Source organism: Micromonospora sp. NPDC005298 (assembly GCF_040607375.1).
Classification (GTDB): Bacteria; Actinomycetota; Actinomycetes; order Mycobacteriales; family Micromonosporaceae; genus Micromonospora.
In genome coordinates, this window is record NZ_JBEXGP010000017.1 from 62,027 (window position 1) to 83,693 (window position 21,667).

General features: G+C 72.3%; 23 protein-coding genes. 8 read left to right on the plus strand and 15 right to left on the minus strand.

Annotated elements, in window-relative coordinates:
* Positions 1–16: 16 nt before the first annotated feature.
* Entirely contained in the window at positions 17–1,720 is a 1,704-nt protein-coding gene (locus ABZS77_RS21735; RefSeq protein ID WP_354825583.1) for an acyl-CoA dehydrogenase family protein, read from the minus strand.
* Positions 1,721–1,905: 185 nt separating this feature from the next.
* Between ABZS77_RS21735 and ABZS77_RS21740 the strand changes: the two genes are divergently transcribed.
* Complete coding sequence (locus ABZS77_RS21740; protein ID WP_139587754.1) at positions 1,906–2,316, plus strand: DUF4878 domain-containing protein; 411 nt, start codon at positions 1,906–1,908, stop codon at positions 2,314–2,316.
* Complete coding sequence (locus ABZS77_RS21745; RefSeq protein WP_354825586.1) at positions 2,303–3,520, plus strand: low temperature requirement protein A; 1,218 nt, start codon at positions 2,303–2,305, stop codon at positions 3,518–3,520. The genes ABZS77_RS21740 and ABZS77_RS21745 overlap by 14 nt, the downstream gene beginning before the upstream one ends.
* Here the strand turns inward: ABZS77_RS21745 and ABZS77_RS21750 are convergent.
* The 5 genes from ABZS77_RS21750 to ABZS77_RS21770 form a co-directional block, all read right to left on the minus strand.
* The gene (locus tag ABZS77_RS21750) at positions 3,487–4,095 is read right to left on the minus strand and encodes a thymidine kinase (RefSeq protein ID WP_354825767.1); all 609 of its coding nucleotides are present in this window, start codon (positions 4,093–4,095) and stop codon (positions 3,487–3,489) included. The genes ABZS77_RS21745 and ABZS77_RS21750 overlap by 34 nt on opposite strands.
* Positions 4,096–4,259: 164 nt before the next feature.
* On the minus strand, positions 4,260–5,651 hold the full coding sequence (locus ABZS77_RS21755; protein WP_354825589.1) for an MFS transporter: 1,392 nt from the start codon (positions 5,649–5,651) through the stop codon (positions 4,260–4,262).
* A gap of 17 nt (positions 5,652–5,668) precedes the next feature.
* On the minus strand, positions 5,669–6,436 hold the full coding sequence (locus ABZS77_RS21760) for a glycerophosphodiester phosphodiesterase (protein ID WP_354825591.1): 768 nt from the start codon (positions 6,434–6,436) through the stop codon (positions 5,669–5,671).
* Between the two features lie 122 nt (positions 6,437–6,558).
* Positions 6,559–7,143, minus strand: a complete 585-nt coding sequence (locus ABZS77_RS21765) for a TetR/AcrR family transcriptional regulator (RefSeq protein WP_354825594.1) — start codon at positions 7,141–7,143, stop codon at positions 6,559–6,561.
* 67 nt (positions 7,144–7,210) lie between these two features.
* Positions 7,211–7,984, minus strand: a complete 774-nt coding sequence (locus ABZS77_RS21770) for a lysophospholipid acyltransferase family protein (protein ID WP_354825597.1) — start codon at positions 7,982–7,984, stop codon at positions 7,211–7,213.
* Positions 7,985–8,160: 176 nt separating this feature from the next.
* Between ABZS77_RS21770 and ABZS77_RS21775 the strand changes: the two genes are divergently transcribed.
* From ABZS77_RS21775 to ABZS77_RS21790, 4 genes are all read left to right on the plus strand, one after another.
* The gene (locus ABZS77_RS21775; RefSeq protein ID WP_354825600.1) at positions 8,161–9,576 is read left to right on the plus strand and encodes a cytochrome ubiquinol oxidase subunit I; all 1,416 of its coding nucleotides are present in this window, start codon (positions 8,161–8,163) and stop codon (positions 9,574–9,576) included.
* Between the two features lie 14 nt (positions 9,577–9,590).
* Positions 9,591–10,589 (plus strand): cytochrome d ubiquinol oxidase subunit II, encoded by a 999-nt coding sequence (gene cydB / locus ABZS77_RS21780; protein ID WP_354825603.1) that lies wholly within the window; start codon positions 9,591–9,593, stop codon positions 10,587–10,589.
* A gap of 83 nt (positions 10,590–10,672) precedes the next feature.
* Positions 10,673–11,851 (plus strand): GNAT family N-acetyltransferase, encoded by a 1,179-nt coding sequence (locus ABZS77_RS21785; RefSeq protein WP_354825606.1) that lies wholly within the window; start codon positions 10,673–10,675, stop codon positions 11,849–11,851.
* Positions 11,852–11,935: 84 nt separating this feature from the next.
* On the plus strand, positions 11,936–13,132 hold the full coding sequence (locus tag ABZS77_RS21790) for a hypothetical protein (protein ID WP_354825609.1): 1,197 nt from the start codon (positions 11,936–11,938) through the stop codon (positions 13,130–13,132).
* A gap of 12 nt (positions 13,133–13,144) precedes the next feature.
* Here the strand turns inward: ABZS77_RS21790 and ABZS77_RS21795 are convergent, their stop codons facing one another.
* A complete protein-coding gene (locus ABZS77_RS21795; protein ID WP_354825611.1) occupies positions 13,145–13,573 on the minus strand; it encodes a MarR family winged helix-turn-helix transcriptional regulator in 429 nt (142 codons plus the stop codon).
* Between the two features lie 97 nt (positions 13,574–13,670).
* Here ABZS77_RS21795 and ABZS77_RS21800 point away from each other — a divergent pair, with 97 nt between their 5' ends.
* A complete protein-coding gene (locus ABZS77_RS21800) occupies positions 13,671–14,123 on the plus strand; it encodes a MarR family winged helix-turn-helix transcriptional regulator (RefSeq protein ID WP_354825614.1) in 453 nt (150 codons plus the stop codon).
* A 6-nt stretch (positions 14,124–14,129) separates the two neighbouring features.
* Here ABZS77_RS21800 and ABZS77_RS21805 read toward each other — a convergent pair whose 3' ends face one another.
* From ABZS77_RS21805 to ABZS77_RS21815, 3 genes are all read right to left on the minus strand, one after another.
* Positions 14,130–14,813 carry a hypothetical protein gene (locus tag ABZS77_RS21805; RefSeq protein ID WP_354825617.1) on the minus strand — a complete coding sequence of 228 codons (684 nt, stop codon included), beginning with the start codon at positions 14,811–14,813 and terminating at the stop codon, positions 14,130–14,132.
* Between the two features lie 73 nt (positions 14,814–14,886).
* On the minus strand, positions 14,887–15,348 hold the full coding sequence (locus ABZS77_RS21810) for a peroxiredoxin (RefSeq protein WP_354825619.1): 462 nt from the start codon (positions 15,346–15,348) through the stop codon (positions 14,887–14,889).
* A gap of 45 nt (positions 15,349–15,393) precedes the next feature.
* Positions 15,394–16,227, minus strand: a complete 834-nt coding sequence (locus ABZS77_RS21815; protein ID WP_354825622.1) for a patatin-like phospholipase family protein — start codon at positions 16,225–16,227, stop codon at positions 15,394–15,396.
* Positions 16,228–16,305: 78 nt separating this feature from the next.
* Between ABZS77_RS21815 and ABZS77_RS21820 the strand changes: the two genes are divergently transcribed.
* A complete protein-coding gene (locus ABZS77_RS21820) occupies positions 16,306–17,034 on the plus strand; it encodes an SDR family oxidoreductase (RefSeq protein WP_354825625.1) in 729 nt (242 codons plus the stop codon).
* Between the two features lie 31 nt (positions 17,035–17,065).
* On the opposite strand, the gene ABZS77_RS21825 is transcribed toward ABZS77_RS21820, so the two are convergent.
* The 5 genes from ABZS77_RS21825 to zwf form a co-directional block, all read right to left on the minus strand.
* Entirely contained in the window at positions 17,066–17,191 is a 126-nt protein-coding gene (locus tag ABZS77_RS21825; protein ID WP_354825628.1) for a hypothetical protein, read from the minus strand.
* Complete coding sequence (locus ABZS77_RS21830; RefSeq protein WP_354825631.1) at positions 17,188–18,600, minus strand: OFA family MFS transporter; 1,413 nt, start codon at positions 18,598–18,600, stop codon at positions 17,188–17,190. The genes ABZS77_RS21825 and ABZS77_RS21830 overlap by 4 nt, the downstream gene beginning before the upstream one ends.
* A 110-nt stretch (positions 18,601–18,710) precedes the next feature.
* A complete protein-coding gene (locus ABZS77_RS21835) occupies positions 18,711–19,313 on the minus strand; it encodes a hypothetical protein (protein WP_354825634.1) in 603 nt (200 codons plus the stop codon).
* A gap of 46 nt (positions 19,314–19,359) precedes the next feature.
* The gene (locus ABZS77_RS21840) at positions 19,360–20,190 is read right to left on the minus strand and encodes a hypothetical protein (protein WP_354825637.1); all 831 of its coding nucleotides are present in this window, start codon (positions 20,188–20,190) and stop codon (positions 19,360–19,362) included.
* 66 nt (positions 20,191–20,256) lie between these two features.
* Positions 20,257–21,630 (minus strand): glucose-6-phosphate dehydrogenase, encoded by a 1,374-nt coding sequence (gene zwf / locus ABZS77_RS21845; protein WP_354825639.1) that lies wholly within the window; start codon positions 21,628–21,630, stop codon positions 20,257–20,259.
* Between the last annotated feature and the right edge of the window lie 37 nt (positions 21,631–21,667).

Sequence of the window (21,667 nt, forward strand, 5' to 3'; positions counted from 1 at the left end):
TCCCGCCCCGACATCCTCAGCAGAGCAGGTCGAGGTGGTGGTGGGCGTCCTCGGCGATCTCCTCGTGCCGCAGCCAGCGGCGCGCCCACAGCCGGGCGGCCAGCTCCGCCTGCTCGTCACCCCACGCGGCGTGCTCGACGAGCAGGGCGGCGGTCAGCGCGTACGCCAGGCGTAGCGCCAGGCCCCGGGCGCCGGCGAGCACCGCGTCGGCGCCCGGGTCGGCCGTCACGGCGGTGATGGTGTCGCGAAGCTGGGCGGCGGTGGTGGCCAGCGTGTCGGCCAGCGCCGGCGAGAGCGGCCGGGCCAGGTCGACGGCGGCGGCGAGCCGGCCCAGCAGGGGCGTCGCCGCGTCCTCGCGGGTCAGCGCGCGCAGCACGTCCAGGGACAGCACGTTTGTGGTGCCCTCCCAGATCGGCAGCACCTGGGCGTCGCGCAGCAGACGGGGCACGCCGGTGTCCTCCACGTAGCCGGCCCCGCCGACGCTCTCCACGTACTCGCTTGCCGAGCTGACGGCGAGCCGCCCGGTGGCGAGCTTGGCCAGCGGCGCCACGACGCGCAGCTCCGCGGCCGCCTCCGGGTCGGCACCGACCTCGACCCGCCCGAGCAGCGCGAACGCGTGCCCGGCGAGGGCGAACGCGCCCGCCGCGTCGACGGCGAGAGTGCCCAGGGTGGCCCGGTGCAGCGGCGACGACGCCAACGCGCCGCCCGCGACGTGCCGCACGTCGGCGTACGCCCGGGCGTACGCCAGGCCGCGTCGCATCCCGCCGGCCGCCGCGGCGGCGTTGTGCACGCGGGTCACCACCACCAGGGTCATCGCCCGGACCAGCCCGGGTACGCCCGGGTCGCCCAGCGGCACGGCGTACGCGTCGTGCAGGCCGATCTCGGCGGTGGGCAGCGCGCGGGTGCCCAGCTTGTCCTTGAGCCGGTGCACGGTGACGCCCGGCGCCGGCGCGTCGGCGGCGGCCCCGTCGGCCAGGGGCGAGTCGGCCGCGTAGCGGGGGACCAGGAAGGGGGCGAGCACCCGGCTGCCCCGCCCGGCGCCCTCGGGGCGGGCCAGCGCCACGGCCATCGCCGCGTCGGCCGCCGAGCAGAACCACTTCTGCCCGGTCAACCGCCACGACCCGTCGGCGGCGGGCCGGCCGATGGTGCTGGAGCGGCCCAGGTCCGAGCCGCCCTGCGACTCGGTCATCCACTGGCCGCTGGTGATCGCGGTCGCCGGGTCGGTGGAGACCAGCCGGGGCAGCCACGCGTCGCGGACCGACGCGTCGACGTCGGGCAGGCTGAGCAGCGCCGCCGCGCCGTCGGCCATCGCCACCGGGCAGGAGAACGTCGCCGACTCCGGCCCGTACAGGTGCAGCAGGGCGTGCTGGACGATCCGCGCGGCGGCGCCCCAGGTGCCGCGCGCGTCGGGCAGGTAGGGAAGCGCGACCACGGCGTGCCGGGCCGCGGCGGCCCGCTGCGCCTGCCAGCCGGCGGACGTCTCGATGCGGTCGACCCGGGCGCCCCACGGGTCGTAGCGGACCAGCGTCGGCGGGTGCGCCTCGGCGTCGGCGTGCGCCGCGCGCAGCGGCCCGGTGACGTCGGCCGCCAGGTCCGCCAGTCGGCCCTTCGCGGCGGCGTGCCCGGCCGGGCCGAGGTGGCGCTCCAGCCAGGACCGCAGCAGGGCGTCGTCGGCGTACGGGTCGGCGGGGGGTGGTACCGGCTGCACGAAGCGGTTCATCGATCGGCTCCCTGGCACTGCTCGGGCGTGTGCGCCGACGGTAGACGATCCGTGGCCGCCGCGAACAGGGCCTCGGGAGCACCCAGTTTCCCGCTTGTCCTGCCTCACCGCGACGGCGTTCTCTACGGTCGGTAGTCGTGGGTGCCGGTCAGACGTGGAGCCGACCGGCCCGGCGGAACCGTCCGATGCGCACCGGGCTGGCGTTCGCCGGGTTCGGCGTGGCGCTGTGCTGCGTCGGGGTGGCCGGTCTGGCCGCCTGGAACCTGCAGACGGTCCGCGGGGCCGCCGGGCCGATCCGGGAGACCGCCGACGGTTTCTTCAACGAGGTGACCGTCGGGGACACCACCGGGGCGTACGACAGGCTGTGCAAGGACGCGCGCAGCAGGTGGAGCGCGATCGGCTTCACCAGTTGGGTGCGTACGCCGCCGATGGTCACCGACTACGAGATCACCGACGTGTCGGTGGCCACCAAGAGCGGGCGGGCGCACGGCACGGTGACCGTGAAGGTGACCCGTGACGGGGGCATCACCGAGGAACGCCGCCTGCCAGTGGTCCGCGAGGGCGGGGACTGGCGGGTGTGCGGTGATCCCTTCTGAGCCGGCCGTCCAGCCGAAGCGGCCGTGGCTGCTGCGGGAGCGTCGGGGAGTCGAGCCGACCACGTCGATGGAGCTCTTCTTCGACCTGGTCTTCATCTTCACCACCACCCAGTTGGCGCACTACCTGATCGCGCATCCGGACTGGCGTGGCGCCGGGCGTACCGCGCTCGTGCTGGCGCTGATCTGGTTCGTGTGGATCTACACCGCCTGGGGGACGAACTGGCTGCGGCCCGACCAGGGACCGGTACGGGCGTTGTTGATCGCGCTGATGCTCGGCAGCCTGCTGCTGTCGGCGACGATCCCCGAGGCGTTCGACGGCGCCGGGCTGGTCTTCGCGCTGGTGTACGTGACCTTGCAGGTGGGCCGCACCCTGTTCGCGTTGTGGGCGGTGCAGGGCCAGCCGTGGCTGGTCGACGGGTTTCAGAAGACGCTGCCGTGGTTCGCCGGGACGTCCCTGCTGGTGGTGCTCGGCGCGGTGATCGGCGGAGGCTTCCAGGAGGCGCTGTGGGCGGCGGCGATCGTGGTCGAGGTGATCGGCCTGTCGACCGGGTTCCCGGTGCCGGGTCGGGGTCGCAGCCCCGCCGAGCGGTGGATGGTGGAGGGCGGGCACCTGGCCGAGCGGTGCCAGGCGTTCATCCTCATCGCCCTGGGCGAGTCGATCCTGGTCACCGGGAGCACCCTCGCGCAGCACCTGAACCCGACGATGGTCGGTGCGTTCGTGCTGGCGTTCGCCGGCTCGGTGGCGCTGTGGTGGGTGTACTTCGCCCGCTCGGCCCCGGCGGCGGCGGAGGTCGTCGCCGGCGCGGGCGAGCGTACCGGGGCGTTGGGCCGGCTGGCGTTCAACTACCTGCACCCGGTGATGGTCGCCGGCATCATCGTCACCTCGGCGGGCGACGAGCAGCTCCTGCGCGAACCCGGTGCCCCCGCCACGCCGGCCGCCGCGCTGTTCACGCTCGGCGGCCCGGCGCTGTTCCTCGCCGGGCACGGCGCCTACAAGGCGGTCCTGTGGCGGACGGCGCCGACCAGCCGGTTTGCGGCGGTCGTGGTGCTGCTGGCGCTGACACCGGTCGCCGTGGCGTCGGGGACACCCGTCGCGGCGTGCGCCGCGGCGGCGGTGGCGGTCACCGTCGTCGTCATCATGACCGACCGGTCCCGGGCGCGGCGGGCGCCTCAGTCGCGGGGGCCGAGGTCGCCGCTGCGGTAGTGCCGGCGGCAGAGCACCTGGTAGCGCACGTCGGCCGTGACCACGGTGTCGCCGATGACGACCTGCGCGCCCTCGCGGACGACCTGCCCGTCGACGACGCGGGCGTTGAGCAGCCCCTCGCGGCCGCACCAGCAGAGCACCTCGACCTGGATGCGGGCCACCTCGTCGGCCAGCTCGAACAGGCGTTGCGCGGCGGGGAACAGGCAGGACCGGAAGTCGGTGGCGAGCCCGAACGCGAAGACGTCCACGTCGTAGCTGTCCACCAGTTCGGCCATCTGCTCGACGTGCTCGACGGTGTAGAAGCAGGCCTCGTCGCAGATGAGGTAGTCGACGCGTACCCCGTCGGCCCACCGGCCCCGCACGAGGGCCCGCAGGTCCAGGTCGTCGGTGACCTCGATGGCCTCGTGGGCCAGGCCGATGCGGGTGGTGACCTGCGGGCCCAGCGACCTGTCGATGCGGGTGGTGACCAGACCGCGGCGGCCCTGCCGGGCGTGGTTGTAGTTCATCTGCAACGCCATCGTGGACTTGCCGCAGTCCATCGGCCCCCAGAAGAACTTCAACGCCGCCGCGTGCACCGGGCGTCCGTCGAGCCCGCGCGCCGCCGCGCACCCCGCCGGAGCGTGCGGCTGGCCGGGGAACGGGTGGGCCAGGCAGGTGGGTGCGGCAGCGGCGTCGTCAGTCACGGTCGGGCAGCCTAGCCGATCGACAGCCACTGATCTGTCAGGTGCGGGAGGCGTGCTCAGAGCACCCGGGGCGGCGTGTTGCCGGCCGCGACGATGGCCCGGCGGATGGGCACGGCGAGCAGGAGGAGGAACCCGACCACGAAGAAGATCAGCAGGGAGACCAGGCCCACCCGGTACGAGGCGGTGAGCTGGAACACCAGGCCGAACGCGAGCGGCCCCAACCAGCTGGTGCCCTTGTCGCTGATCTCGTAGAAGCCGTAGTACTCGCCCTCCTTGCCGGCGGGGATGAGCTGGCTGAACAGCGACCGGCTCAGCGCCTGGCTGCCACCCAGGACCAGCCCGATCGCCGCGCCGAGGATCATGAACGGCACCGGCGCCTCGGCGGGCAGCCGGAACGCGCCGACGATCACACCCGTCCAGAGCACCAGGCTGAGCAGCACCGTCTTCCAGGCGCCGATGCGCCGGGCCAGCGCGCCGAGGCTCAACGCGCCGCCGAAGGCGAGGAACTGCACCAGCAGGATGGTGACGATCAGGGTGCCCTGCTCCAGCCGCAGCTCCTCGGTGCCGTACTGGCTGGCCAGGGTGATGACGGTCTGGATGCCGTCGTTGTAGACCAGGAACGCCAGCAGGAAGAACAGCGTCAACGGGTACGCCTTGATCTCGCGCAGCGTGCGGCCCAACTGCCGGAACCCGTCGGTGAGCACGTTCCCGCCACCGACAAGCGCCGCCGCGCTCGGGCGTTCGCGCAGCCAGCGCAGCGGCACCAGCGTGAACGCCGCCCACCACACGCCGGCCGACACGATCGACCAGCGGGCCAGGTCCAGGGTGCGCTGCGGGTTGTCGTCCTCGCTGAGCAGGGTGACCGCGACCAGGTTGAGCGCCAGCAGCACGCCGCCGCCGAGGTAGCCCAGCGCCCAGCCGCGGCTGGAGATGCCGTCGCGTTCGTCGGGGCCGCCGAGCTGCGGCAGGAAGGAGTTGTACACCACGATGGCGGCGCCGAAGGAGATGTTGGCGACCAGGAACAGCGCGCCGCCGAGCAGGTAGCGGTCGCCGGTCACGAAGGCCATCGCGATGGTGGCGCCGGCGCCGGTGAACGCGGCGCCGCCGAGCAGCCGCTTCTTGTGCGCCGACCGGTCGGCGATCGCCCCGATCACCGGCAGGACGAACACGGTGAGGAAGACCGACAGCGAGATGAGGTACGGGTAGTAGGACCCGGCGGCGACCTTGATGCCCAACGGGTACACCGAGCCGTCGCACGTGTCCGCCCCCAGCTCGCAACCGGCGGCCAGCTCGGCGACGGTGGTCAGGAACGGACCCAGGAACACGGTGATCACCGTGGTCTGGAAGGCGGAGTTGGCCCAGTCGTAGATGTACCAGCCGCTGCGCTCGCGGCGGGTGCTCGCCGGGGGCGGGGCGTCGTTGGCCGTGGGGGTCACGGTCTCGGCCATCGGGGGTCCTTCGGTCCTCAGGCGGCCCAGTGGCCGCGACTGCGGTAGACGTCGCGCAGCACGCCGACGTGATCGGTCATGATGCCATCCACGCCACGATCCAGTAAGTCGTGCATCTGGGCGGGTTCGTCGATCGTCCAGACGTGCACCTGGAGCCCGAGACGGTGGCAGTAGTCGAGGAACCGGCGGTCCACCACCGGCACCCGTCCGTAGCGCGGTGGCACCTGCGCGGCGACCACCGACTCCGGCAGTCGCAGCGGGCGTCCGTGCAGGGAGGCGAGCCGCAGCCGGGCCACCCCGCGCATGCCGAGGCTGGTGGCGACCCGCCCCTGGGTCAGTGCCCGCATCCGGGTCAGTCGGGCGTCGCTGAACGAGGCGAGCAGCACCCGGTCGGCGGCGCCGGCCCGGGTCACGGTGGCGACGGTCGGCGCCACGGCGCCGTCGGCCTTCACGTCGATGTTGAAGCGAACCTGTGGCCAGGCGGCCAGGACCTCGTCGAGCCGGGGTACGACGGCGGCGCCGCCGACGCGTACCGAGGCGAGGTCGGCCCAGGTCATGTCGGCGATGCGCCCCGGGTCACCGGTGACCCGCCGCAGCGTCGGGTCGTGGAAGATCACCGCCACGCCGTCGGCGGTGGCGTGCACGTCGGTCTCGACGTACCGGTAGCCCAGCGCCACGGCCCGGGCGAACGCCTCGGTGGTGTTCTCGTCGCCCTCGGCCGCGCCGCCGCGGTGCGCGAACGCCAGCGGTGCGGGCGCGTCGAGGTAGCCGGATCGGGTCAGCACGCAGGGCAGTATGCCCGCGGTCGGTGGCCGGTGGGTGACCGGCGGGCGTCTGTCGCCCGCTCGGTCGGGCGGGTCGGCGCCGCTTCGCCGGCCGGACGGCGACGTCGGCGGGGCGGGGCGGGTCAGCCGGCGGGGCGGTGGATCAGCCGGAGGCTCCGCCGGATCCGGTCGCGGAACTCGTCCCTGGTGGCCGCTGTCGACTTCCAGGTCAGGGCGGCGGAGAAGAGCAGGTCCATCACGTCGTGGGCGGTCAGGTCGGCGGGCAGCAGGCCGGGTGGGGCGAGGGCGGCGATGTGGGCGCTCAGCGTCGCCCGGGCCCGCTCCTGGTAGTCGTGGAACATCGAGCCCAGCCGGGGTTCGCTGTTCTCCAGCAGTTCGTTGAGGTCGCGGGCAACCGGGGTGTCGATGTACGGGCCCATCAGCGCGTCGAGCCCCGCCACGATTCCCTCGTCGAAGCTCAGCGAGCGGTCGGCGAGGCGGACCTCCATGGCCCGCTGGGCGCGTTCCAGGACGCCCTGCATGGTGGCGCGGTACAGCTGCTCCTTGTTGGGGAACATCAGGTACAGGCCCGGTCGGGAGATGCCGGCCGCTCTGGCGACGGCCTCCATGGAGGTCTTCTGGAATCCGTAGCGCCCGAACACCCCTACCGCCGCCACGAGGGCGGCGGTGCGTTTCGGGTCTTCGACATCCATCTGCGCGTTGCTCACACAGGACAGATTAGATGATCTTGCAAAGATTGCCCACCGTGTCAACCCTCGACGGCGACAAGGATGATCATCCCCCGTTTCGGCGGCGGGCGCGACTGGGATCGCTCGGGCGACCGGGGTCGACGTGCCGGGGCAGGTCGGGTTCGTCGGGGCGGAGTGGGGCGAGGGTGTCGGTGAGCGCGTCGATGATCCGTTCGGTGGCCCGGCGGGCGGCGCCGGGGCTGGCGGCGGTGGACTCGCCCAGATCGACGGGGTCGCCGAAGTGCACCCGGATCACCGGGCGGCGCCACAGCGCGCGGGCGATGCCGCCCAGCATTCCCTTCGGCGCCCGGTAGGGCAGCACCTCGTGCGCGCCCCACTGGGCGACCGGGATGACCGGCGCGTTGCAGGACAGCGCGAGGCGGGCGGCGCCGGTCTTGCCGCGTTCGGGCCACATGCCCGGGTCCAGGCCGATGCGCCCCTCGGGGTAGATGAGGATCACCGATCCCGCCGCGACGGCGCTCGCGGCGTTCTCCAGGGCCTGGTGGACGGCACTGGTGCCACGGTCGACGCGGATGTGCCCGGCCCGGCGCATGGCGGCGCCGAGCAGTGGGGCACGGAACAGGCCGGCGGTCGCCATGATCCTCGGGGCGATCCCGCGGGTCTGGCAGGCGGCGGCCAGCACGAGCGGGTCGAACGGGCTGATGTGGTTGGCGGCCAGCACGAGCGGTCCACGGCGCAGGTGCGCGGGGACGTCGCCGGTGACCTCGAGGCGGGCGAGCGGGGCGACCAGGGCCGGGGTCAGCAGCAGGGCCGCCCGCCAGATCAGCGGTGGCCGCCAGGTGGCGTACGCGGTGTCCATCAGCGCGACATCGTCGCACGCGGCGGCCGGGTGGCGGGGGCGGGTCGTGCTGGTCGGCCCGGGTGATCAGGGTCATTGGTCCCGGGTCGGTTCGGGCCGCCCGGCCCTGCCCGATTCTCTACGACGAGCAGTAGTATTTACTACGTCTCGTAGTACGAATCGCTGGGGGTTGTCAGGTGGACGCGTTGGACGTCGCCCGTTGGCAGTTCGGTGTCACCACCGTCTACCACTTTCTCTTCGTTCCGCTGACCATCGGCCTGTCCGTGCTGGTGGCCATCCTTCAGACGATGTGGCACCGCACGGGCAACGAGCGCTACCTGAAACTCACCAAGTTCTACGGCAAGCTGTTCCTGATCAACTTTGCCATGGGCGTGGTCACCGGCATCGTGCAGGAGTTCCAGTTCGGCATGAACTGGAGCGACTACTCCCGCTTCGTGGGCGACATCTTCGGCGCGCCCCTGGCCATCGAGGCGCTCGTCGCGTTCTTCCTCGAATCCACCTTCATCGGCCTGTGGATCTTCGGTTGGGACCGGCTGCCCAAGCGGGCGCACCTGGCGAGCATCTGGGCCGCCGCGATCGGCACCAACCTGTCCGCGTACTTCATCCTCGCGGCGAACTCGTTCATGCAGAACCCGGTCGGCTACCGGTTCAACCCCGAGACCGGCCGTGCCGAACTGACCGACTTCCTGGCCGTGATGACCAACAAGGTCGCCCTGATCACCTTCCCGCACACCCTGGCCGGCTCCTTCCTGGTCGCCGGCTCGCTTGTCGTGGCGGTCGGCCTGTACCACGTGATCCGCAACCGCGACTCCGCCGACACCGGCGCGTACCGCTTCGCCACCAAGTTCGGATCCTGGGTGGTCCTGATCTCCTCGGCCGTGGTCGTGTTCACCGGCGACATCCAAGGCAAGATCATGACTCAGGTGCAGCCGATGAAGATGGCCGCCGCCGAGGGCCTCTACACCACCGAGAGCCCCGCCTCGTTCTCCGTGCTCACCATCGGCAGCCTCGACGGCAGCCGCGAGGTGTTCGCCCTGAAGATCCCGTACCTGCTGTCGTACCTGGGCACCGGCGACCCGAACGGCACCGTGCACGGCATCAACGACCTCCAGGCCCAGTACACGGCCCAGTACGGCGCCGGCAGCTACACCCCGATCATCCCGATCACCTACTGGAGCTTCCGCTTCATGATCGCCTTCGGGCTGGCCGCCGCCGCCATCGCCCTGGTGGTGCTCTGGACCCAGCGCAAGGGCCGCACCCCGAGCAGCAAGTGGCTCCTGCGCGCCGGGCTGGCCATGCCGGTGCTGCCGCTGCTGGCCAACTCCTTCGGCTGGATCTTCACCGAGATGGGCCGCCAGCCGTGGATCGTCTTCGGCGAGATGCTCACCCGTGACGGCGTCTCCCGCAGCGTCTCGCTGACCGAGGTGCTCACCTCGTTCACCGCCTTCACGCTGATCTACGCCACGCTCGCCGTGATCGAGGTCAAGCTGCTGCTGCGCTACGCCAAGGCCGGCGTGCCGGACGTCAGCGAGGAGCACCCCATCGACGACACCCACGACGACGCCGAGCGCCCGCTCGCCTTCGCCTACTGATCCCGGAGCCCATCGTGGACCTGACCACCATCTGGTTTCTCCTCGTCGCCGTGCTGTTCACCGGGTACTTCATCCTGGAGGGCTTCGACTTCGGCGTCGGCATGCTGCTGCCCATACTCGGCCGCGACGACCGGGAGCGTCGCGTCCTGATCAACACCATCGGCCCGGTGTGGGACGGCAACGAGGTGTGGCTGATCACCGCCGGTGGCGCCATGTTCGCCGCGTTCCCCGAGTGGTACGCCACCCTCTTCTCCGGCTTCTACCTGCCGCTGCTGCTGATCCTGCTGGCCCTGATCGCCCGGGGCGTCGCCTTCGAGTACCGGCACAAGCGCCCCGAGGCGTCCTGGAAGCGCCGCTGGGACACCGCCATCGTGGTCGGCTCGCTGCTGCCGGCGATCCTGTGGGGCGTCGCCTTCGCCAACATCCTGCGCGGCGTGCCACTGGACGCCGACCACGAGTACGTCGGTGGCCTCGTCGACCTGCTCAACCCGTACGCCCTGCTCGGTGGCGCGACCACCCTCGCGCTGTTCCTGACCCACGGCGCGGTGTTCCTCGCGCTGAAGACCACCGGCGACATCCGGGAGCGCGCGGGCGCCCTCGCGGTGCGCCTGGGTGTCGGCGCCGCCGTGCTGGCGGTCGGGTTCCTGACCTGGACGTTGAGCATCCGCTCCAGCGCGGCCGCCGTCGTGCTCGCCGTCGGCGCGGCCCTCGCGCTGCTCGGTGGCCTGGCCGCCGCGAGGGTACGCCGGGAGGGCTGGGCGTTCACCGGTACCGCCGTGGCGATCGGTCTGGCGGTGGCGACCCTCTTCGCGGCGCTGTTCCCGAACGTCATGCCGTCCACCCTGGACGCGGCCGGCACGCTGACCACCACCAACGCGGCCTCCACCCCGTACACCCTGAAGATCATGACCTGGGTGGCGGTGATCTTCACGCCGGTTGTGCTGGCCTACCAGGGCTGGACGTACTGGGTGTTCCGCAAGCGCATCGGCGTGGCCAACATCCCGCAGCACTGACCGGGTGGGGGGCCGGTTCGCCGGCCCCCCACCCGGGGCGTAATTCGGCGGCCCCGGAAGATCCGCCCCGCTAGGGTGTGCCGATGCTCGTACGTGAACTCACCACCGACGACCTCGACGCCGCCTGGGAGTTGGGCCGGTTCGCGTTCGGCGGCGGCCAGGAACGCCCCGCCAGCACGAGCGTCGACGTGCCCGGCATGACCCGCTACGGGGCGTTCGACGACGCCGGCCGCCTCGTCGGTAAGGCCGTCGAGCTGCACCACGACCAGTGGTGGTCCGGACGGGCGGTGCCGGCGGCCGACGTGGGCGGGGTGGCGGTCGCTCCCGAGGCCCGGGGCCGGGGCGTGGCCCGCGCCATGCTCACCGCCCTGCTGGCCGGCGCCCACGACCACGGTGCGGCGGTCAGCGCCCTGTATCCGACCGTCGCCGCCCCCTACCGCGCCTTCGGCTGGGAGACCGCCGGGGTGCTGCGCACCGTCGACCTGGCCACCGCCGCGCTGCCTCGACACCGGCCCGCCCCGCACCTGACGGTGCGGGCTGGCACACCGGCCGACCTGGCCGCCGTCGCCGACCTCTACGAGCGGGTCACCCGGCACCGCAACGGCATGCTCACGCGTCGGGGCGAGCTGTTCGACCACTTCAACGCCAAGGGAGATCTGCCCGGTGACGGGGTCACCCTCGTCGAGGCCGACGGCGAGCTGGTCGGTTACGCCACCTGGCAGCGGGGCCAGGGTTACGGGGCCGACTCGGTGCTCACCGTCGACGAGGCGCTGGCCGTGACCGCCGAGGCGGCCCGGGAACTCGTCGGGGTGCTCGGCAGTTGGGCCAGCGTCGCGCCGACGCTGCGGTTGTGCCCGCTCGACGGCGACGCCGTCAGCACCGTCCTGCCGTTGGAGTCGGCCCGTGAGCACGAGCGGAACCTGTGGATGCACCGTCCGGTCGACGTGGCCCGGGCGGTGGGCGCACGCGGGTGGCCGGACCACGCCCGGGGTGTTGTCGACTTCGGCCTCACCGACCCGATCGCCGAGTGGAACACCGGCACCTGGCGGCTGGCCGTGGCCGACGGGGCCGCCGAGCTGACCCGGATCGGCGGTGAGGCGGACCTGCGGCTCGACGTACGCGGCTTCGCGCTGCTGTACGCCGGTGCCGCCCGAGCCCGGTCGGTCGCGCAGGCGGGCCTGCTGCACACCGCCGGGGTGGAGCCGGACGCCCTGGACCTGCTCGGCGTCGGCGGCCCGGCGCAGCTGCTCGACTACTTCTGACGGGCCTGTCGGGCGCGGCCGTTCCCAGCAAGGGAGCGCCCGACAGGAACGAGTGGCCGTCCGTCTCGTCGATAGGGTGTGCCGGTGCAGATCCTCGCTCGTGTCCACTCTGCGGCGACGGTGCAGCGGTTGCTGTGCCATCCGCGCCTTCCGTTGGTGGCGGCGTGGGACGCCGACCGTCCGGCGATCCGGATCTGGGAGCACGGGGACGGACAGCTACGCCTGCGCGGCGCTCTCGGCGTCGGCTCGACCGTCTACGCCGACGACGTCGGCTACGAACGGTTGAAGCGGACACCGTCGGTCGCCTGGCACCCCAGCGAGGCGCTGCTGGCGGTGGCGGACGCCGAGAGCGTCGTCCTCTGGACACCCTCGAACACCTCGCCGGTCACCGCTGCCACGCGTACCGAGTACCAGCGAGAGGTGGCGTTCAGTCCGGACGGTCGGACGCTCTGGTTGTCGCCCGCCACCGGCAAGGACGGCTGGGAGCAGTCCGTCGCGCTCGACCTCGCATCGGGAACGACAGTTGTCGGCCCTCGGTGGGACACCGGGGTGGTGGCGCATCCGGCGGGTGGCCTTGTCTGCACCCTCGAGAGCGATCAGGGTGCCACCCTGGTGCTCTTCTCAGCGGACACGGGGCCGGTGCTGCGGCCGTTGCGCCGGGCGTTGGTCCTGGACTGCGACGGCTACGAAGCGCCGATCTTCAGCTCGGACGGGCGGCACTTCGCGGTACGGGGCAACGCGTACGACAACTCGCTGGAGGTGTTCGAGTTTCCCTCGCTTCGGCGGGTGGTGGGCATGACCCTGGGGGAGCCGAGCCCGGGGTACCCGTACCCCCAGGAGTGGATGGACGAGATGGAGGCCTGGTCTCGTCACAACGTCGCGTTCGGTGCGTCGCCGCGGGTCCTGTGGATCGGGACACCCGACGGGGTGGTCATCGAGCGGGACATCGACGGGAGTCGGGTGATCGAGCACGAGGTGCTGTCCGGGGCGGCGGTGACCGCGTTGGCGGCCACCGCCGCCGGTGAGCTCGTCATCGCCGGCAACGACGAGGTGCTTCTGGTGCTGCCGGCGGGCACAGCCGGCCACGACGGGGCACCCAGGGCCGTGGTGACCGAATTCCTCGCCAGCACCACCGAGGCGTCGGTTGTCGACATGGACCAGCTCGACCTCACCGACGGGACACGGACCTGGCAGTCGGGCGACCTGGACGCGGTAACGGAAACCTCTGAGACCGACCCGTCCTGGCTGAGGATCCGGGCTTCCATGAACCGACTCAACTGAGCCACTGTCGGCTCAGGCGACGCCCGCCAGTTCGTCGTTGGCCCGCTCGGTGATGAGGGTGAGGACGCGGGCGGCGACGTCCGCCTCGGCGGGCGGGATGTCCCCGTACAGCCGGGCGGTGATGCCGGCGACGGCCTCGGCGACGCGGGCCTGGGTGGCGTGACCGGTGTCGGTGAGCCGTACGTGTGGCGCGGGGCCGTCGACCTGGACGAGGTCGGCGCGGACGAGGGCGTCGACCACCTCGCGCACGGCCGGCTCGTCGACCTTGAGGGTGCTGGTGATCCGGTGTACGAGCGGTGCGCGCTCGACGGGTCCGGCAGCGAGGGCGTTGAGGGCGACGACCTGGCCGAAGCTGAGGCCGAGGGGGCCGGTGGCCCGTTCGAGCAGCGCACGGGTGGCGTAGTGGGCCTGGCCGATGACCTGGCCGTTGAGAGTGGACATGACGCCTCCTTCAAAACGTTGGCGAGGCCAACGTTGGTGTCGCCAACGTAACACCTGATCGTGGGTCGCGCCAACGAATCCTGGTAGGCTCCGCCGCATGGACAACGCGGCCCCGCAGTCACCCGCCGGGCTCAGCACCACCCCGACCTGGCTGCTCAACCAGACCGCCGCCCACGCCACCCGCCTGCTCAGCGAGGGCTTCGCCGCGCACGACCTACGCGGCTACCACTACCGGCTGCTCGCCGCCCTGACCGAGGACGGCCCCGCCAGCCAGGCCGACCTTGGCCGCCGCTGCGGCATCGACCGCAGCGACGTCGTGGCGGCCGTCAACGACCTGGCCGGCCGGGGGCTCGTCGTACGCGCCCCCGACCCGGCCGACCGCCGCCGCAACGTCATCAGCCTCACCGACGCCGGCGCCGACGAGGCCCTGCGGATGACCGACACCGTCCGCCGGGTCCAGGACGACCTGCTCACCCCGCTGTCCACCAGCGAGCAAGCGGAGCTGACCCGCCTGCTCACCCGACTGCTGGAGCACCACAACCGACGGTGACCCGCCTCAGCGGGCCTCGCGCAGCTCCGCCAGACGCGCCTCGATCTCGGCCAACTCGGCGCGCAACTTCTCCGCCTGCTGCTCGGCCTCGGCCCGCTCGGTGCCGAGGATCTGCTCCACCGCTTCCTGCACACCCGGCACGTCGACCAGCGCCACCATCTTCAACGCCTCGGCCGGCTTCACCACGTACGGCTTGGCCAGGGCCTTGCTGCCCTGCTGCGCCGCGACGGTCCACTCGCCGTCGGCGTACGCCAGGGTCACCGTGAGGCCGGCGGGCCCCTTGGGCTTCGCGGCCTTGACCGCCCGCCGGGCCGGCGGCTTCTCGGTCTGCTCCACCTTCGGCTCCTCCTGTCGCTGCGCGGGCACCCGCGGCGTGTCCAGCACGAACTCCGGCGCGGCCGCCGCCGGCGGCTCCGGCTCGGGCTCCGGTTTCGGCTCGGCCACCCGGCGGCCCGCGCCCTTGGGCGCCACCGCCAGGTCGGCGGGGGAGAACGGCAACTCGTCGCGGCCGAACCGCACCACCACGAACTCGTCGGACACCTCCGGGTCGGTCAGCTCGACGACCTGGCCGACCTGACCGGCGATCTGCCCCGCCGACGCGGTGAACACCACACGGGGCTTACGCCCGGCCGCCAACGCATCCCGGATGCTCTGCACCTCGCTCGTGGACAAACCCTGGCCGGCATCCATCACAACCCTCTTCCGTACACCTGTTTGATTGCTGCCTTGATACCAGCCCGCTGCGACAGCCGCCGCACGGGGCTCAGCCGCCCAGCGCCCGCAGCGCCCGGTCCGCGTGGTCGTTCATGCTGACCTCACTGTGGATCACCTCGATGACCCGCCGGTCCGCGCCGATGACGAACGTCATCCGCTTGGTGCTCAACGGCCCCAACGGCAGTCGCCGCTTGACGCCGAACGCCTGCGCCACGGTCCCGTCGGCGTCCGACAGCAGCGGATAGTCGAAGCCGTGCAGCTTCGAGAACTCCGCCTGCTTCGCCACCGGGTCGCGGCTGATGCCCACCCGCGACGCGCCCACCGCCGCGAACTCGGCGGCCAGGTCCCGAAAGTGGCAGCTCTCCGCCGTGCAGCCCCGGGTCATCGCCCCCGGGTAGAAGAACAGCACCACCGGGCCGGTCGCCAGGAACTCGGACAGCCGCCGCGGCGTGCCCGTCTCGTCCGGCAGTTCGAAATCCTCCACGACATCGCCGACACCCACACCCGCCACCGCGCACCTCCGTTGTCCGACCGATCGCGCGGTGAGCGTAAGCGATCACGCCCAGAGCGCCGTCACCTCGTCCGCCACCGTCGCGGCCTGCGCCCGCCCGGCCCGCGCCGCGCCGGCCCGGCGGGCCGGGTCCAGCACGTTACGGCCGATCGCGGTACGCGCCGCCGCGTCCGGCGTCACCACCACCACCTGCGAACCGGCCGTGCGCAACTCGCCCACCTGGGCGGACAGCCGTGGCATCGGCCCGAACGCCGCCGACGTGGGCGCCAGGACCAGCACCGCGTCCGCGCCCGCCGCCAGGTCCGCGTTCACCGTCGAGCGCATCCCACCGTCGACGAACCGACGCGACCCGATCGTCACCGGCGGCCACACCCCGGGCACCGCGCAGCTCGCCCCCACCGCGTCCACCAGCGACACACCGTCCGTGCCGTCGAACACCACGAACTCGCCGGTGGCCGCGTCGACAGCCGTCACCAGCAGCCGCCGCGCCGGCCACTCCCGGTTGGGCAGGCGGGCCTCGATCACCGCCCGCCGGGACGCCTCGGACGGGGTACGCGCCGCCACCGCCATCGCCCCGATGCGGGCCCTGGACCGCGCCGCGTCACGGGTACGCCCACCGGCCCACACCAGCCGCGCGAGCGCCACGAACCCCAGCCGCGCCGCCACCTCACCTGTCGGCGGCGCCAACTGCTCCTCGTACAACTGCTCCAGCGGCACCCCGGAGCGCACCTGCGCGCCCACCACCGAGCCGGCCGACGTGCCCACCACCAGGTCCGCCTCGGTGACCGGCACACCCCGCTCGGCCAGGCCCGCAAGCACTCCCAGCTCCCACGCCACGCCGGTCACCCCACCGCCGCCAAGCACCAACGCCCGCCGCATGTGACCCTCCTCTCGACGACTGGTCCGCGCCGGTCACGGTAGCGTCGGCCCGTCCCACCCGACAGCCCTGGAGGCACCGTGGCACCCGTCACCGTCATCACCGGCGGGGGCCGGGGCATCGGCGCGGCCACCGCCCGCCGCCTCGCCCACGCCGGTCACCACATCGCCCTGTGCTACCGCCGCGACCACGCCGCCGCCGACGCCGTCCTGGCCGACCTGCGCGCCGCCGGTCGGCAGGCCATCGCGGTACGCGCCGACACCACCGACCCGGACCAGGTCGCCGCCCTGTTCGACGCCGCCGCCGAGCTCGGCCCGCTCACCGGCCTGGTCAACAACGCCGGCGTCACCAGCCTGATCGGGCCCTTCACCGAGCTGCGCGTCGAGGACCTGCGCCGCGTCGTCGACGTCAACCTCGTCGGCTACGTCCTCTGCGCCCAACAGGCAGCCCGCCGGCTCGGCGACGGCGGGGCCATCGTCAACGTCTCGTCGGCCGCCGCGACCCTCGGCAGCCCGGGGGAGTACGTGCACTACGCCGCCGTGAAGGCCGCCACCGACACGCTCACCGTCGGGCTGTCCAAGGAACTCGCCCCCCGGGGCATCCGGGTCAACGCCGTCGCGCCCGGCATCGTGCGCACCGACATCCACGCCGACTCCGGCGTACCCGACCGCCCCGACACGGCGGTCGGGCGGATCCCGCTGGGCCGCGCCGGCGAACCCGAGGAGATCGCCGCCGCCATCGCCTGGCTGCTCAGCCCGGACGCCTCGTACGCCACCGGCACGGTGCTGCGCGTCTCCGGCGGCCTGTGAGCCGGGGCGCCGCGCGCCCCGGCTCACCTCGTCACTGGGTGAACAGCTTCGCCGCCGTGATCAGCGTCTGCACGACCCCGTAGCCCAGCAGCGCCGCCACCACCAACCAGGAAATCCACAACCGGGCCTGCTGCCCCTGTCGGCTGTCGTCGCTCATCGCGTGCCACTCCTCTCCGCCGCGTCGTCCTCGTGCGTGTCCTGCTGTTCCGATGGTTCGTGGTAGCGCTGCGGCACGGGGCGCACCAGCAGGTTCGCCACGAAGCCCACGGCCAGGACGCCGACCATGGTGAACAGCGCCGGCCGGTACGCCGCCGCCGTCAACGTGCCCGGCTTACCCTGCGCGTCGAGGAACCCGTTGACGATCAGCGGCCCCGCGATCCCCGCGGCCGACCAGGCGGTCAGCAGCCGACCGTGGATGGCACCCACCTGGTACGTGCCGAACAGGTCCCGCAGGTACGCCGGCACGGTGGCGAACCCGCCACCGTAGAACGACAGGATCACGCAGGCCAGCAGCACGAACAGCGCCGTCGCGGTCTGCCCGACCAGCGCCAGCAGCGCGTACAGAACCATGCCGACGCCCAGGTACACCATGTAGATCGGCTTGCGTCCGATCAGGTCCGAGGTGGACGACCACACGAACCGGCCGGCCATGTTGAACAGCGACAGCAGGCCCACGAACCCGCCAGCCGCCGCCACGGACACCGCAGACGTGCCGTTGTCCCGGAAGAAGTCCTGGATCATCGGGCTGGCCTGCTCCAGGATGCCGATGCCTGCGGTCACGTTGCAGAACAGCACCACCCACAGCAGCCAGAACGAGCGGGTCTTGACCGCGTTCGCCGCCGAGACGTTCGCCGTGGTGACCAGGGGCTTGGCCGCGACGGTCGCCGGGTCGAACCCGGCCGGACGCCAGCCCTCGGCCGGCACCCGCACGTTCGCCACCCCGAACATCATGATCACGAAGTAGCCCAGGCCGAGTGTCACGAACAACCACACCAGCGCGCTACCCGACGCCGTGGAACCCGCGTTGGCCGGGTCGTAGGCCGGGTCGTAGAACGACAGCAGCTGCCGGGACAGGGGAGAGGCCACCATCGCCCCACCACCGAAACCCATGATCGCCAGCCCGGTGGCCAGACCGGGCCGGTCCGGGAACCACTTGATCAGCGTCGAGACGGGCGAAATGTAGCCGATACCCAGGCCGATGCCGCCGAGCAGCCCGTAACCCAGGTACAGCAGCCACAACTGCTTCGTGGCGATACCCAGCGACCCCACCAAAAAGCCCACCGCCCAGAAGCAGGCCGAGACGAACATGGCCTTACGCGGCCCGTTCGCCTCCACCCAGGTCCCGGCGACCGCGGCCGACAGACCCAGCATCACGATCGCGATGCTGAAGATGACCCCGACGGCGGTCTGACTGGTGTCGAAGTGCGCGATCAGCGAATTCTTGTAGACGCTCGTCGCGTAGACCTGACCGATGCAGAGGTGGATGGCCAACGCCGCCGGAGGGATCAGCCATCGGCTGTAGCCGGGCGGCGCGACGGTGTGCCGACGGTCGAGTGCGGAAAGCATGCGCTGCTTCCTCTCCGAAGCGGGCGGGGAACGTCCCCCTCACATGCCCACACCGCGCCGTGCCGGCAAACCTCACCGTCGCCGGACGGTCGAAACGGTGAGCTGAGCGGTCAGTCAGGCGGCGGGGGCAGCCGTCGGGCGATTGCCTGGTCGAAGCGTTCCCAGGCGGCCTGTGTGAACGGGTGGACCCCGTCGAGGATCAGGTCGGCGACGTACCGCGCTTCGTCGCGGGTCCGGGCCGCCTCGGCTGGCGTGATCCATTCGCGACTGACGGCATCGTCGAGTTCGTCGTCGTCGGCGAAGCCGACGGTCCTGCCGTGCCGGCTGACCCTGGGGCGAGGATCGGTGCCGCCAGGCGTGGCGTCGTCCGGCAGGTGCCAGAGGTCCAGTTCGAGATCGACGAAGCTCCACACGTCCCCGCGTCGCGTCACAGGGCGCGACAGGTCGATGGTGATCGCAGTCGAGGGTGCGTGCTTCCAGGTGGCGACCCACCCGCCCCGGTGTGGTGCGAAGTAGAGAGCTGGGCAGCCCGGTTCCCCGGGGACTCCGGAGAAGCACGTGGCCTCGCGGCCGTCGGCCCACCGACCCGTGTACACGGTGCGTTCGGGATGGAACAGCCAGGAGCCGACCTCGTCGTCACCGAGGTGGTAGGTGAGCCAACTGCCCTCATTGCCGTTGAGCTTCCGCTTCACGAGCTTCAGGACGCGGGGCATCAACCGAGATTAGACCACCACGTCGTGGACCTGGCGCGGTCGAATCCTAGCTGGCCGCCCGCGCCCGCCAGATCCAGTTGCGTCGCTCGTACAGCGGGGTGAGACCCAGGCGGCGCATGTTGTCCAGGGACGGGTTGGACGTTCTCGGCTCGGGTCGGCCCGTCTCGCCGACGACCCACCGGCAGCCGGCCTCCGCCGCGGCGCGTACCCGGGCGGCCAGCAGACCCGACTGCGCGCCCCGCCCCCGGTACGCGGGCAGCGTCGCGCCGGTGTTGAGCGAGGCCGCCGGGCCACGCAGGAACAGGTTGGCGGCGGCCACCATCCGCGTACCGTCCCAGGCGGCGAACGGGCGGAATCCCGGGTCTCGCACGCTCGCGGTGAGCATCGGCGCCAGGTGTTCCTCGGGCATCCCGTAGCAGCGCAGCACCAGCGACGCCCACTCGGGCACCAGGTCGTCCGGGACCGGACCGACCCGCAAATCGGTGCGGCCCGGCGTCAGCGTGGTGACCTCCCCGGCCAGCTTCACCCAGGCGCCCGCGCCGGTGATGTTCTCCCGGGCGCAGATCTCGTCCCAGTCCGCGGGCAGCCGCTGCGGGGCGATCTGGATGACGGCCGAGGGCGTGCCCTCGGCGCGGTACACGTCGCACACCCGGGCCATCAGCTCACCGGTGACCGGTTCGTCGACGCCGAACCCGAGCGCCTTGCTCCAGTAGCCGGTCGGGTCGTCGCGCATGGACAGCACCACCCCGCCGCCCATCCGGGTGGTGTGGATGCCGAGCGCGTCCCGCACGTCCGCCGGAGCTCCCGCCTCGTACCGGAACATGAACTCCGCCTCGACCTGCTCGGCGAGCGCGCGGACCGTGTCGTCAGCCGTCATTCGGCACAGCCTGCCACCGCGTCGCGCGCCCCGGCGCCGGTGTCGCCGGCGCCGTGAGCGGCGCCACTACCGCAGGTCCGGGGTGTGCCAGCCGCCGGCGAGGGCGTCCGCGTCCGCCGGACCCCAGGTGCCCTTGTCGTACGCCTGCACGTCGGTCGCCAGGTCCAGGATCGGCCCGACGATGCGCCATTGCTGTTCGATCGTCTCCTCGCGCGCGAACCGCAGGTGCTGCCCGTCCATCGCGTCGTCGAGGAGCCGCTCGTACGCCTCCTGACGGCGACCGAACGCCGCGCCGAAGTCGACCGACAGGTCCACCGGCCGGCTGGTCACCTCGGCACCCGGGGTCTTGGCCTGGATGGACATGGTGATGCCGTCGCCGCGTCCGAGCCGGAACCGCAGCAGGTTCGCGGGCGCGGCGGCACCGCCCTCGGCGGGGATGAGCGGGCGTTGGGGCTGCTTGAACTCGACCACCACCTCCGTCGCCGTCCCCGGCAGGGACTTGCCGGTACGCAGGTAGAACGGCACACCCGCCCAGCGGGGGGAGTCGACGGTCAACCGGGTCGCCACGAACGTCTCGGTGTTCGAGTCCGGTGCGACGCCCGGCTCGTCGCGGTAACCCGCGTACTGCCCCCGTACGGTGCTCCGCGGTGACAGCGGCTCGATCTGCCGCAGCACCGCGACCTCCGCCTCGCGGAAGGCGTCGGTGTCGTCGGCGCGCGGGGCGTCCATCGCGACGAGGGCGACGACCTGCAGGATGTGGTTCTGCAACACGTCGCGGGTGGCACCCACCGTGTCGTAGAAGCCGGCGCGGCCCTGGGTGCCGAACCCCTCGGCGAGGGTGACCTGGATGTTGTCGATGTGGTCGCTGTTCCACAGCGGCTCGAACAGTCGGTTGGCGAACCGGAAGGCGTAGAGGCCCTCGACGGCCTCCTTGCCCAGGTAGTGGTCGATGCGGAACACGCGCTGCGGGTCGAACGCGGCGCGCAGGGTGCGGTCCAGCTCGCGCGAGGACGCCAGGTCACGCCCGAACGGCTTCTCCACGATGACCCGGCCCCGGTCGGCCAGTCCGGCCGCCGCCAGGCCCTCGACGACGGCGCCGAACACCGCCGGCGGGATCGCCAGGTAGAAGATCGGCCGCCGCGCGTCCGTCAGACGTTCGGCGAGCCGCTGGTACGTGTCCGGGTCGGCGTAGTCGCCGGAGATCATCGACAGGTGGCCCGCCAGGGCGTCGAACGCCTCGTCGTCGACCTCGTCGTTGGCCTCGGTGACCGACTTGCGGGCGGTGGTGACCAGTTGCTGGTCGTCCCAGGGGGAGCGGGCCACGCCGATCACCGGGACGTCGAGGCGGCCGCGCCGGCTCAACTCGTACAGCGCCGGGAACAGCTTCTTCGAGACGAGGTCTCCCGTGACGCCGAACAGCACTACCGCGTCTGAGCGCATGGCACTTCCATCCGATCATGTAACCCTGATCTTCCAG